Annotated in this window: 11 protein-coding genes; 10 read left to right on the top strand and 1 reads right to left on the bottom strand. The window is 70.0% G+C overall.

The window, feature by feature from the left end; genetic code table 11:
- Positions 1-166 precede the first annotated feature (166 nt).
- The 6 genes from ftsZ to ABEA82_RS32605 all read left to right on the top strand — a co-directional run bounded on the left by ftsZ (position 167) and on the right by ABEA82_RS32605 (position 5,131).
- On the top strand, positions 167-1,360 hold the full coding sequence (ftsZ, locus tag ABEA82_RS32580) for a cell division protein FtsZ (RefSeq protein ID WP_345665319.1): 1,194 nt from the start codon (positions 167-169) through the stop codon (positions 1,358-1,360).
- 10 nt (positions 1,361-1,370) lie between these two features.
- A complete protein-coding gene (pgeF, locus tag ABEA82_RS32585) occupies positions 1,371-2,102 on the top strand; it encodes a peptidoglycan editing factor PgeF (RefSeq protein WP_345665320.1) in 732 nt (243 codons plus the stop codon).
- Positions 2,103-2,108: 6 nt separating this feature from the next.
- On the top strand, positions 2,109-2,828 hold the full coding sequence (locus tag ABEA82_RS32590) for a YggS family pyridoxal phosphate-dependent enzyme (protein WP_345665321.1): 720 nt from the start codon (positions 2,109-2,111) through the stop codon (positions 2,826-2,828).
- Between the two features lie 127 nt (positions 2,829-2,955).
- Entirely contained in the window at positions 2,956-3,597 is a 642-nt protein-coding gene (locus ABEA82_RS32595; RefSeq protein ID WP_345665322.1) for a cell division protein SepF, read from the top strand.
- A 60-nt stretch (positions 3,598-3,657) separates the two neighbouring features.
- Positions 3,658-3,945 (top strand): YggT family protein, encoded by a 288-nt coding sequence (locus tag ABEA82_RS32600; RefSeq protein ID WP_345665323.1) that lies wholly within the window; start codon positions 3,658-3,660, stop codon positions 3,943-3,945.
- Positions 3,946-4,000: 55 nt separating this feature from the next.
- Positions 4,001-5,131 (top strand): DivIVA domain-containing protein, encoded by a 1,131-nt coding sequence (locus ABEA82_RS32605; RefSeq protein ID WP_345665324.1) that lies wholly within the window; start codon positions 4,001-4,003, stop codon positions 5,129-5,131.
- 185 nt (positions 5,132-5,316) lie between these two features.
- Here ABEA82_RS32605 and ileS read toward each other — a convergent pair whose 3' ends face one another.
- Positions 5,317-8,493 (bottom strand): isoleucine--tRNA ligase, encoded by a 3,177-nt coding sequence (ileS, locus tag ABEA82_RS32610; protein ID WP_345665325.1) that lies wholly within the window; start codon positions 8,491-8,493, stop codon positions 5,317-5,319.
- 626 nt (positions 8,494-9,119) lie between these two features.
- On the opposite strand from ileS, the gene ABEA82_RS32615 reads away from it, so the two are divergent.
- From ABEA82_RS32615 to ABEA82_RS32630, 4 genes are all read left to right on the top strand, one after another.
- Positions 9,120-10,775, top strand: a complete 1,656-nt coding sequence (locus ABEA82_RS32615; RefSeq protein WP_345665326.1) for a TraR/DksA family transcriptional regulator — start codon at positions 9,120-9,122, stop codon at positions 10,773-10,775.
- Between the two features lie 89 nt (positions 10,776-10,864).
- Entirely contained in the window at positions 10,865-11,557 is a 693-nt protein-coding gene (gene lspA / locus ABEA82_RS32620; protein ID WP_345665327.1) for a signal peptidase II, read from the top strand.
- 64 nt (positions 11,558-11,621) lie between these two features.
- The gene (locus ABEA82_RS32625; protein WP_345665328.1) at positions 11,622-12,566 is read left to right on the top strand and encodes an RluA family pseudouridine synthase; all 945 of its coding nucleotides are present in this window, start codon (positions 11,622-11,624) and stop codon (positions 12,564-12,566) included.
- A complete protein-coding gene (locus ABEA82_RS32630) occupies positions 12,563-13,042 on the top strand; it encodes a GNAT family N-acetyltransferase (RefSeq protein WP_345665329.1) in 480 nt (159 codons plus the stop codon). Before ABEA82_RS32625 ends, ABEA82_RS32630 begins: the two co-directional genes overlap by 4 nt.
- The last annotated feature ends 69 nt before the right edge of the window (positions 13,043-13,111 follow it).

Consider the following 13,111-nt stretch of genomic DNA (forward strand, 5'->3'; position numbering starts at 1 on the left):
TGTTCAGAAGACTCCAAGGAACAGACACACTGGTAACCCTAAACTTCAGGGTTAGGGTTCGGGTCGGCGATACGGACCGTCCCATTCGGCATCAGTCGTCGGGTCGCGGGGCGCAGTGCGTCACAGTGATTCGGCGACACGTAACTCGAGGCGAGAGGCCTTCGACGTGGCAGCACCGCAGAACTACCTCGCAGTCATCAAAGTCATCGGTGTCGGCGGCGGTGGTGTCAATGCCATCAACCGGATGATCGAGGTCGGTCTCAAGGGCGTCGAGTTCATCGCCATCAACACCGACGCGCAAGCTCTGTTGATGAGCGACGCCGACGTCAAGCTGGACGTCGGCCGTGAACTCACCCGCGGACTCGGCGCCGGAGCCAACCCGGCCGTGGGCCGGAAGGCCGCCGAGGACCACCGCGAGGAGATCGAGGAGGTCCTCAAGGGGGCCGACATGGTCTTCGTGACAGCCGGTGAAGGCGGCGGCACCGGCACCGGCGGCGCGCCCGTCGTGGCCAACATCGCCCGCTCGCTCGGTGCCCTCACCATCGGTGTGGTCACGCGCCCGTTCACCTTCGAGGGGCGGCGCCGCGCGAACCAGGCCGAGGACGGCATCGCCGAACTCCGCGAAGAGGTCGACACCCTCATCGTCATCCCGAACGACCGGCTGCTGTCCATCTCGGACCGCCAGGTCTCGGTGCTCGACGCCTTCAAGTCGGCCGACCAGGTCCTCCTCTCCGGTGTCCAGGGCATCACCGACCTCATCACCACCCCGGGCCTCATCAACCTCGACTTCGCCGACGTCAAGTCGGTCATGTCCGAGGCCGGCTCGGCCCTGATGGGCATCGGCTCGGCCCGCGGCGACGACCGCGCGGTGGCCGCGGCCGAGATGGCGATCTCCTCGCCGCTGCTGGAGGCGTCCATCGACGGCGCCCGCGGCGTGCTGCTCTCCATCTCCGGCGGCTCGGACCTCGGTCTGTTCGAGATCAACGAGGCCGCCCAGCTGGTGAGCGAGGCCGCCCACCCCGAGGCCAACATCATCTTCGGCGCGGTGATCGACGACGCCCTCGGCGACGAGGTCCGGGTCACCGTGATCGCGGCCGGCTTCGACGGCGGCCAGCCGCCCGCCAAGCGGGACACCGTCCTCGGCTCGTCCTCCGCCAAGCGCGACGAGCCGGCCCCGGCCCGGCAGGCCGAGAGCCGCCCGTCCTTCGGATCGCTCGGCAGCGTGACCCCGAAGGAGGACCCGGAGCCCGCTCCGGAGCCGGTCAGCGACATCCCGGTCGCCCCGCCGGTCCCGCCGGCGCCGCGGACCTACTCGGACAGCGCGGCCGAGGAACTGGACGTACCGGACTTCCTCAAGTGATTCTGCTGACGTGATAGGACAGCGCGAAAGCGTGAGCGGCGCGCACTTCGGCTTCACCGACCGGTGGGGCGGGGTGAGCGCCGCTCCGTATGAGGAGCTCAACCTCGGCGGAGCGGTCGGCGACGACCCCGACGCCGTACGAACCAACCGCGAACTCGCCGCCAAGAGCTTGGGCGCCGATCCGGACCGGGTGGTCTGGATGAACCAGGTGCACGGGGCCGACGTGGCGGTGGTGGACGGACCGTGGGGATCGTCGTCCGAGATCCCGTCGGTCGACGCGATCGTCACCGTGCGGCGGGGCCTCGCCCTCGCCGTGCTCACCGCCGACTGCGTGCCGGTGCTGCTCGCCGATCCCGTGGCCGGGATCGTCGCCGCGGCCCACGCGGGCCGGCCCGGCATGATCGCCGGCGTCGTCCCGGCCGCGCTACGCGCGATGACGGAGCTGGGCGCCGAGCCCTCCCGGATCGTCGCCCGCACCGGACCCACCGTCTGCGGCCGGTGTTACGAAGTGCCCGAGGCGATGCGCGCCGAAGTGGCCGCCGTCGAGCCGGCGGCGTACGCCGAGACGAGTTGGGGCACACCGGCCGTGGATGTGAGCGCCGGAGTGCACGCCCAGCTCGAACGGCTCGGGGTGCGCGACCGGGAGCAGTCGCCGGTGTGCACGCTGGAGTCGGGCGATCATTTCTCGTACCGCCGCGACCGCACCACCGGTCGGCTCGCGGGCTATGTGTGGCTGGACTGATGGGGCATGACGGACCGTAAGGACGAACTCGCCGCGAATCTGGCGAAAGTGGAGCGTCGTATCGCCGACGCGTGCGCCGCCGCGGGGCGGGAGCGCGACGAGGTGACCTTGATCGTGGTCACCAAGACCTATCCCGCGAGCGATGTGCGGATCCTGTCGGAACTCGGCGTCCGCCATGTCGCCGAGAACCGCGACCAGGACGCGGCCCCCAAGGCCGCCGCCTGTATGGATCTGCCCCTTACTTGGCATTTTGTCGGACAACTCCAGACCAACAAGGTGCGATCCGTGGTCGGTTACGCGGACTTCGTGCAGTCCGTCGATCGTTCCAAGCTCGTCACAGCTCTGTCGAAGGAGGCTGTCCGGACCGGGCGCGAGCTGGGGTGTCTCATCCAGGTCGCACTCGACGCCGGTGAGAGCGGCCGGGGTGAGCGAGGCGGTCTGGCGCCCGAAGGCATCGGCGAGTTGGCCGGTCTCGTCGCCGAGGCGCCGGGGCTCCGGCTCGGCGGACTGATGACCGTCGCACCGCTCACCGGAGAGTACGCGGGGCGCGAACAGGCCGCGTTCGGGCGATTGCTGGATTTGTCGACTGACCTGCGCAGGAGTCATCCGACTGCCACCATGGTCTCGGCAGGGATGAGTGCGGACCTCGAACAGGCCGTGGCGGCCGGAGCGACACATGTACGCGTCGGCAGCGCGGTACTCGGAGTCCGCCCCAGGCTCCGGTAACGTCGCCAGGAAGTCGGACCACAGCAGAAAATATGGTCATTGCCGCCGTTAGGCGGACAAAGGCCTCGTGGATCGCGGGCACTTGGCAGTCGTCAGCCGATCCACCACAGAGCGGAGGACTCAGAGCATGGCCGGCGCGATGCGCAAGATGGCGGTCTACCTCGGCCTCGTGGAGGACGATGGGTACGACGGCCGCGGATTCGACCCCGACGACGACTTCGAACCCGAACTCGACCCGGAACCCGAGCGGGATCACCGACGGCACGAATCGTCCCATCAACCACATATCTCACATCAGCCCCAAAGGGACGAAGAGGTACGAGTCGTACAGCCGTCCCCTCCTCGTGAGCCGGCCGCGCGTTCCGCTTCGCTACCCGCGGAATCCGGCCGCCCGGCGCGCATCGCGCCCGTGGCATCCATCACACAAGAACGCGCAAGTCTGGAGAAGAACGCACCGGTGATCATGCCCAAGGTCGTGTCCGAACGAGAGCCTTACCGGATCACCACGCTTCACCCACGGACCTACAACGAGGCCCGTACCATCGGGGAACACTTCCGTGAAGGCACTCCGGTGATCATGAATCTGACTGAGATGGACGACACAGATGCGAAGCGACTTGTCGACTTTGCGGCCGGTCTGGTGTTTGGTCTTCACGGCAGCATCGAGCGGGTGACGCAGAAGGTGTTCCTGTTGTCGCCTGCTAACGTCGATGTCACGGCGGAGGACAAGGCCCGCATCGCAGAGGGCGGGTTCTTCAACCAGAGCTGAGACACACCATCGGAAACAGCAGCAACAAGCAGGGCACAGGGGAGAGGGAAGCAAGCGATCATGAGCGTGGTTCTGGATGTCGTCTACATCGCGCTGATGTGCTTCCTCATCGTGCTCATCTTCCGGCTGGTCATGGACTACGTCTTCCAGTTCGCCCGCTCATGGCAACCCGGCAAGCCGATGGTGGTCGTTCTTGAGGCCACTTACACTGTCACGGATCCACCGCTCAAGCTTCTGCGGCGGGTCATCCCGCCGCTGCGTCTCGGGGGCGTGGCGCTCGACCTGTCCTTCTTCGTTCTGATGATCATCGTCTACATCCTGATCACGATCGTGCGGAACGTGATGTGAGCGATGTGACAGATACGGTCTTGCCGAATGCCGACGACTACGTTGAGGTGAAGAGATGCCGTTGACCCCCGAGGACGTGCGGAACAAGCAGTTCACGACCGTCCGCCTCCGAGAAGGCTATGACGAGGACGAGGTCGATGCCTTCCTCGATGAGGTCGAAGCCGAACTGACCCGCCTGCTCCGTGAGAACGAGGACCTGCGCGCCAAACTGGCCGCGGCCACGCGCGCTGCTGCGCAGAATCAGCAGAACATGCGCAAGCCTCCGGAGCAGCAGCAGGATCAGCAGCAGCCCCCCCAGCAGCAGGGGATGCGCGGTCCCGGTGGTCCTGTACCCGCCGGCATATCGGGCCCGCCGCAGCAGCAGATGGGTGGCCCCATGGGTGGTCCGCCCCAGCTGCCGAGCGGTGCCCCGCAGCTGCCCGCCGGTCCCGGCGGTCAGGGTGGTCCGCAGGGTCCCGGTCCGATGGGCCAGGGTCCGGGCGGTCCGGGTCCGATGGGCCAGCCCCCGATGCAGCAGCAGATGGGTGGTCCGATGGGCGGCCCCATGGGCGGTCCGATGGGCGGCCCCGGTCAGGGAGGCCCCGGTGGCGACAGCGCCGCCCGTGTCCTCTCGCTGGCCCAGCAGACCGCCGACCAGGCGATCGCCGAGGCCCGTTCCGAAGCCAACAAGATCGTCGGCGAGGCGCGTTCGCGTGCCGAGGGTCTGGAGCGTGACGCCCGAGCCAAGGCCGACGCCCTGGAGCGGGACGCGCAGGAGAAGCACCGCGTCGCGATGGGCTCCCTGGAGTCCGCTCGCGCCACGCTGGAGCGCAAGGTCGAGGACCTGCGCGGCTTCGAGCGCGAGTACCGCACGCGCCTGAAGTCGTACCTGGAGTCGCAGCTGCGTCAGCTGGAGACCCAGGCCGACGACTCGCTGGCTCCGCCGCGTACTCCGGCTGCCGCGTCTCTCCCGCCGTCCCCGGCGCCTTCCATGGCTCCGGCCGGCGCGAGCGCCCCGTCCTACGGCGGCGGCAACCAGACGATGGGCGGCGCCCCGTCGCCGTCCGGTCCGTCCTACGGCGGTCAGCAGCAGATGTCGCCGGCGATGACCCAGCCGATGGCGCCGGTGCGTCCGCAGGGCCCCTCGCCGATGGGTCAGGCGCCCTCGCCCATGCGAGGCTTCCTGATCGACGAGGACGACAACTGACGGCCTGATGGCCAGTAGTACGGCGTAGGCATCGGCAGCGTTCACGGCGGGGCCCCGGGTTCACACCCGGGGCCCCGCCTTTTTGCTACGTGCGTTCGTGCGTACGCAACGCCGAAGGCCCGGACCCACCAAGATCTTTGGCGGGTCCGGGCCTTGGCGATTCTTCGGGCCGGTCGGCCCGGAGGCTACGCCTTGCGCAGGCGGAACGTGAGGGCCAGACCCTCGTCCGTGAACGGGGCGCCGTAGCTGTCCTCCGCCTCGCCCTGCGCGAAGTCCGTCGCCAGGACCTCGTCGGCGATCAGGCCCGCGTGTTCGGTGAGGGCCTCGGTGACGGCCGGGTCGGTCGCCGTCCAGCGCAGTGCGATGCGGTCGGCCACGTCGAGGCCGCTGTTCTTGCGGGCCTCCTGGATCAGGCGGATCGCGTCACGGGCCAGACCCGCACGGCGGAGCTCCTCCGTGATCTCCAGGTCCAGGGCGACCGTCGCGCCGGAGTCCGAGGCCACCGACCAGCCCTCGCGCGGGGTCTCGGTGATGATGACCTCGTCGGGAGCCAGCGTGATCGTCTCGCCATCGACCTCGACCGATGCCGTGCCCTCGCGCAGGGCGAGGGAGAGGGCGGCCGCGTCGGCGTTCGCGACGGCCTTGGCCACGTCCTGGACGCGCTTGCCGAACCGCTTGCCCAGCGCGCGGAAGTTGGCCTTGGCGGTGGTGTCCACCAGGGAGCCGCCGACCTCGCTGAGGGTGGCGAGCGACTCGACGTTCAGCTCCTCCGTGATCTGCGTGCGCAGTTCGGAGTGGAGCGCGTCGAAGCCCGAGGCGGCGATCAGCGCGCGGGATAGCGGCTGACGCGTCTTGACGCCCGACTCCGCCCGCGTGGCACGGCCCAGTTCCACGAGCCGGCGCACCAGCACCATCTGCTTCGACAGCTCCGGGTCGATGGCGGTGAGGTCCGCCTCCGGCCAGGACGACAGATGGACAGACTCGGGAGCGCCAGGGGTGACCGGCACGATCAGGTCCTGCCAGACCCGCTCGGTGATGAACGGGGTCAGCGGGGACATCAGCTGCGTCACCGTCTCGACGACCTCGTGCAGGGTGCGCAGGGCCGCCTTGTCGCCCTGCCAGAAGCGGCGGCGCGAGCGGCGCACGTACCAGTTCGACAGGTCGTCGACGAACGCGGAGAGCAGCTTGCCGGCGCGCTGGGTGTCGTAGGCGTCCAGGGACTTGGTGACCTGGTCGGTGAGCGCGTGCAGCTCGGACAGCAGCCAGCGGTCCAGGACCGGACGGTCGGCCGGGGCCGGGTCGGCCGCGGACGGGGCCCAGCCGGACGTACGGGCGTACAGGGCCTGGAAGGCGACCGTGTTCCAGTACGTGAGGAGCGTCTTGCGGACGACCTCCTGGATGGTGCCGTGGCCGACGCGGCGGGCCGCCCAGGGGGAACCGCCGGCCGCCATGAACCAGCGCACCGCGTCCGCGCCGTGCTGGTCCATGAGCGGGATGGGCTCCAGGGTGTTGCCCAGGTGCTTGGACATCTTGCGGCCGTCCTCGGCGAGGATGTGGCCGAGACAGACCACGTTCTCGTACGACGACTTGTCGAAGACCAGGGTGCCGACCGCCATCAGCGTGTAGAACCAGCCGCGCGTCTGGTCGATGGCCTCGCAGATGAACTGCGCCGGGTAGCGGGTCTCGAAGAGCTCCTTGTTCTTGTACGGGTAGCCCCACTGCGCGAACGGCATCGAACCCGAGTCGTACCAGGCGTCGATGACCTCCGGCACGCGCGTGGCCGTGCTGCCGCAGCCGTCCTGCGGGCAGGCGAAGGTGACCTCGTCGATGAAGGGGCGGTGCGGATCCAGGCCCGACTGGTCGGTGCCGGTGAGCTCGGTGAGCTCCGCGAGGGAGCCGACGCAGGTGAGGTGGTCCTCCGCGCAGCGCCAGATCGGCAGCGGCGTGCCCCAGTAGCGGTTGCGGGACAGGGCCCAGTCGATGTTGTTGTCCAGCCAGTCGCCGTACCGGCCGTGCTTGACCGTGTCCGGGAACCAGTTGGTGTTCTCGTTCTCCGCGAGGAGGCGGTCCTTGATCGCGGTGGTGCGGATGTACCAGGAGGGCTGCGCGTAGTAGAGGAGCGCGGTGTGGCAGCGCCAGCAGTGCGGGTAGCTGTGCTCGTACGGGATGTGCTTGAAGAGCAGGCCGCGGCCGTCGAGGTCCTCGGTGAGCTTCTCGTCCGCCTTCTTGAAGAAGACGCCGCCGACGAGGGGGACGTCCTCCTCGAAGGTGCCGTCCGGGCGGACCGGGTTCACGACCGGCAGGCCGTAGGAGCGGCAGACCTTGAGGTCGTCCTCACCGAAGGCGGGGGACTGGTGGACCAGACCCGTGCCGTCCTCGGTCGTGACGTAGTCGGCGTTGACGACGAAGTGCGCCGGCTCCGGGCTGTGCCCATTGGTTCCCTCGCTGACGCTCGGGAACTCGACGAGCTCGAAGGGGCGCTGGTAGGTCCAGCGCTCCATCTCGGCGCCGGTGAAGCTCTGGCCGGTGGTCTCCCAGCCCTCGCCGAGGGCCTTGGCGAGCAGCGGCTCGGCGACGACGAGCTTCTCCTCGCCGTTCGTCGCCACGACGTAGGTGACCTCGGGGTGGGCGGCGACGGCGGTGTTGGACACCAGGGTCCACGGGGTCGTCGTCCACACCAGGAGCGCGGCCTCGCCGGCGAGCGGGCCGGAGGTGAGCGGGAAGCGGACGAAGACCGAGGGGTCGACGACCGTCTCGTAGCCCTGCGCCAGCTCGTGGTCCGACAGGCCGGTGCCGCAGCGGGGGCACCAGGGGGCGACGCGGTGGTCCTGGACCAGCAGGCCCTTGTTGAAGATCTCCTTCAGCGACCACCAGACGGACTCGATGTACTCGGGGTCCATCGTGCGGTACGGGTCCTGGAGGTCGGTCCAGTAGCCCATGCGGGTCGTGAGCGCCTCGAAGGCGTCCGTGTGCCGGGTCACCGACTCGCGGCACTTCTCGTTGAACTCCGCGATGCCGTACGCCTCGATGTCCTGCTTGCCGGAGAAGCCGAGCTCCTTCTCGACGGCGAGCTCGACCGGGAGGCCGTGGCAGTCCCAGCCGGCCTTGCGGGCCACGTGGTAGCCGCGCATGGTCCGGAAGCGGGGGAAGACGTCCTTGAAGACGCGCGCCTCGATGTGGTGGGCGCCGGGCATGCCGTTGGCGGTGGGCGGGCCCTCGTAGAACACCCACTCGGGGCGGCCCTCGGACTGCTCCAGGCTCTTGGCGAAGATCTTCTGCTCGCGCCAGAAGTCGAGCACGGCGTGCTCGAGGGCGGGCAGGTCGACCTGGGCGGGTACCTGGCGATACGTCGGCGATGTCATCAGCGGGCTTCCTCCGGCGGACTTGCTGCCTTCCGTCCGGAGGGACGAGAGCTGAGTCTGTGCCTGCGCCGGCTTCGGCGCGCTCCCGCGGTACCACCCTCCTTGGCCCTCCGGCGCGGGGTGTGCGTCGGCGAGCCCCCTCATTGGGGTCGCGATGCCGGTTCTACTGGCCACTGCGCTCGGCTGCGGCTTTCTTCCGGCGGCTCCGGGGTGATCTTCACGTCGCGCTCGCCCCCGGGCTTCCACCGTCCCCGGGTCGCTCTGGGCTGCCTACGCCGCTACTCGTCCCCATCCACGCTTTTCGCTCCGCCCAGTGTACGGCGCCGCGCGGACAGCGGCCGACCGCTTTTCGGGACGGTCGGGGCCGGGGAGGCGTATGGGATTCCATATGGGGGATTTATGGGTTTGATGACCCGATTGGCGAGGTATAGGTGTTCGGATCCTGGGACGTCCGGCTCGGCGGATTACCGGGCGGGGAGCTGGGCACAACGGATGCAGGTTCGCCGCGCGGCGTGCGCGAGGCGGGCGAATCGGGCGGTGTGCCCCGTTGCCGCGGGACTCAAGTCGATTTATCGTCCCAGCACGATTTCGCGAGCAAGATCACAATATGTGAAGGGGCCGCGGCCATGGTGGCGAAGAAGACCGCCGTACAGCAGCCGGCCTCCGGCAGGTCCGCGGAGGCCTCCGGTGGTGCGGCCAAGGACGTGGGCGGGAAGAAGACCACGCAGGGAGGCTCGGCGGGGCGGGCGGCGAAGGGGGCGGCCGGTAGGGCGACCGGGGGCACGAAGGCGGCTGTCACCAGGACGAAGGCGGCCGTCAAGAAGGTGACGGCCAAGAAGGCCGTCGCCGGGAAAGCGGTGGCCAGGAAGGTCGCGGCCAAGGGGGCGGCGGCGAAGGGGGCGACGGCCAAGAAGGCGGGGGCCGAGGCTCCGGCCGAGGAGACGGCCGTCGAGAGGACGACCGGCGAGGAGACGGCGGTCGGGAACGCGGCAGCTACGAAGGCGGCGGCTACGAAGGCGGCGGCTACGAAGACGGCGGCTACGAAGACGGCGGCTACGAAGACGGCGGCTACGAAGGCGGCCGCCAGAGAGGCCGCGCCCAGAAAGACGGCAGCCACGAAGGCGGCGGCCGGAGAGGCGACGCCCAGAAAGGCGGCGGGCAAGAAGGCCCCGGCCGAGAAGGCCCGGGCGAAGGAGGCGGCGGCCACCAAGACGGCAGCCGGGAAAACGGCTGCCAAGAGGGCAGCGGCCACCAAGACGGCGGCCAAGGATGCGGCGGCCGGGAAGGTGGCAGCCACAGAAGCGGCAGCTACAGAAGCGGCAGCCGCGAAGGTGGCGCCCAAGGAGGCGGCCCCCCGGAAGGCGGTCAGCAAGACGGCGGCCAAGGAGGCGGCGACCGGGAAGGTGGCAGCCACGGAAGCGGCAGCCGCGAAGGCGGCGGCAAAGGAGGCCGCAGCCCCCAGGAAGGCGACCGCCAAGACAACGGCCACGGATGCGGCAGCCGGGAAGGTGGCCACCAAGACGGCGGCCAAGGAGGCGGCAGCCGGGAAGGCGGCCGGCAAGGCGGCGGCCGAGGGGACGGCGGCCAAGAAGGCCGCTGTCAAGAGGGCGAAGGCCGCCAAGGCCGTCGCCGCGGAGAAGGGCGGCGGGGCCGAGGGCGTTCGCGCCGGAGGCAGGAGCACCACCACGAAGGGCGCGGTCGGAAAGGGCACCACCCGGACCGGCGCGGTCACACAGGACAAGGCCGGGAGCAGCACGGCCAAGAAGGCGGGTGCGGCCGAGGCCGCGCAGCAGACGGGAGCGACGACGGTGGGTGCGAAGAAGACCCCTGGCACGGCCACGGCGGCCAAGACCGCGGTTCCCAAGGCGCGGGGCGCGGCGGAACCCGGTGAGCTCGCGGTACGCCCGGGCGAGGACCCCTGGACGGCGAAGGAGGTCGACGAGGCGCGTGCCGAGCTTCAGTCCGAGGAGACGCGGCTGCGGGAGGAGATCACCTCGTCCGAGAGGTCTCTCGCCGGCCTGATGCGGGACTCCGGGGACGGCGCGGGCGACGACCAGGCGGACACCGGCACCAAGAACATCACCCGCGAGCACGAGCTGGCCCTGGCCGCGAACGCGCGCGAGATGCTCGTGCAGACCGAGCGCGCCCTGGAACGTCTCGACTCGGGCACCTACGGCCTCTGCGAGAACTGCGGGAACCCCATCGGCAAGGCCCGGATGCAGGCCTTCCCGCGGGCCACCCTGTGCGTGGAGTGCAAGCAGAAGCAGGAGCGCCGGTACTGACCAGCGGCCGAATGCCTCCTGAGCACGTGGGGGGCACAGGGTGTGCCGTACCCTCGTCCTCAGTTTGGCACCTAGGTTGAGGGACTCACGTGGCAGAGGCGGAGCGCATCATCGGTACGCCGGACACACCGGACGCGGCTGGCAGCGGGCAGGAGCGGCCCGGCGAGCACACGGCCTCGGGCGAGCGCGCCGACTCGGAGGTCACCCGCGCCCCGGCCGATGGGTCCGGCACCGACGCGGCGGCCGCCGGAGCGTCCGGCACGGACCGGCCGGAGGCCACGCCCGGGCGGCCCCGGGGCAGGCGCCGGATCGCGGTCCTGTTCGCGGTCGCCGCCTTCGCCTACGCCCTCGACCTGGTCAGCAAGTTGATCGTGGTGGCCAAACTGGAGCACCATCCGCCCATCGAGATCATCGGGGACTGGCTGAAGTTCGAGGCGATCCGCAACGCGGGCGCGGCCTTCGGCTTCGGCGAGGCCTTCACGGTGATCTTCACCGTGATCGCGGCGTCGGTGATCGTGGTGATCGCCCGGCTCGCCCGCAAGCTCTACAGCCTGCCCTGGGCGATCGCGCTCGGCCTGCTGCTCGGCGGTGCGCTGGGCAACCTCACCGACCGGATCTTCCGGGCGCCGGGTGTCTTCGAGGGCGCGGTCGTGGACTTCATCGCGCCGAAGCACTTCGCCGTGTTCAACCTCGCCGACTCGGCGATCGTGTGCGGTGGCATCCTGATCGTGCTGCTGTCGTTCAAGGGGCTCGACCCGGACGGGACCGTCCACAAGGACTGAGCCCGCACGGGGTTGTCCACAGGCGCCGTACGGGGCTGACGATCCTGTCCGGCATACTCGACGGGTGAGCACGATTCCCGAGATCCGAACCCTGCCCGTGCCCGACGGCCTGGAGGGCGAGCGCGTCGACGCCGTCATCTCCCGCATGTTCGGCTTCTCCCGGACCAAGGCGGCCGAGCTCGCCGCCGCCGGGAAGGTCTCGGTCGACGGATCGGTGGTCGGCAAGTCGGAGCGTGTGCACGGCGGCGCCTGGCTGGAGGTCGAGATGCCGCAGGCGCCCGCGCCGGTGCAGGTGGTGGCCGAGCCGGTCGAGGGCATGGAGATCGTGCACGACGACGATGACGTGGTCGTGATCGCCAAGCCGGTCGGCGTGGCCGCGCACCCGTCGCCGGGCTGGAACGGACCGACCGTCATCGGCGGCCTCGCCGCCGCCGGGTACCGGATCTCGACGTCGGGCGCCGCCGAGCGTCAGGGGATCGTGCACCGGCTGGACGTGGGCACGTCGGGGCTGATGGTGGTGGCCAAGTCGGAGTACGCGTACACGTCGCTGAAGCGCCAGTTCAAGGAGCGCACGGTCGACAAGCGGTACCACACGCTCGTCCAGGGCCACCCCGACCCCACCAGCGGCACCATCGACGCGCCGATCGGCCGGCACCCGCAGCACGACTACAAGTGGGCGGTCACCGCCGACGGCAAGCCGTCCGTCACGCACTACGACCTCATCGAGGCGTTCCGTGCGGCCTCCCTGCTCGACGTGAAGCTGGAGACCGGCCGCACCCACCAGATCCGCGTCCACATGGCCGCCCACCGGCACCCCTGTGTCGGGGACCTCACCTACGGAGCCGATCCGACGCTCGCCAAGCGGCTCCATCTCACCCGTCAGTGGCTGCACGCGGTGCGGCTCGGCTTCGAGCACCCGGGTGACGGGCAGTGGGTGGAGTTCGCCAGCGACTATCCGGCCGACCTGCAGAAGGCCCTGGACCAGGTCCGGGAGGAGACGTACGGATGAGCAGCACGCCCTCGCCGTCGTACGGGGTGCGGGTCGCCGAGGATCCGGCCGACCGTGAGGCGTGTTTCGCCGTGCGCAAGGAGGTCTTCGTCGGCGAGCAGGGCGTGCCGGAAGAGATCGAGTACGACGCGTACGACGCCGGGGCCGTCCATGTGCTGGCCGTCCGGGAGGACGGTGTGCCGCTCGGGACCGGGCGGCTGCTGCACGGGGAGGCGGCCGTGGCGCAGACCGGGGCCGACCCGTCCGTGGGCTCCCTCGGCCGGCTGGCCGTGTCCGGCCACGCACGCGGGCTCGGTGTCGGTGTCGCCCTGGTGCGGGCCATCGAGGAGGCGGCCCGCGCGCGCGGGCTTGTGGCCGTGGACCTGCACGCGCAGACGCACGCGCTCGGCTTCTACGAGCGGCTCGGTTACGAGCCGTACGGGCCCGAGTACATGGAGGCGGGCATTCCGCACCAGGGGATGCGGCGTTCGCTCTAGCCCCGCGTGACGGGTGCCGAGACGGTTTGCCCCGGGAGTTGCGTGGCAGGCTTGAGGTCAGTCGTGTGA

It is taken from the genome of Streptomyces venetus (assembly GCF_039540295.1).
In the GTDB taxonomy this organism is placed as follows: Bacteria; Actinomycetota; Actinomycetes; order Streptomycetales; family Streptomycetaceae; genus Streptomyces; species Streptomyces venetus.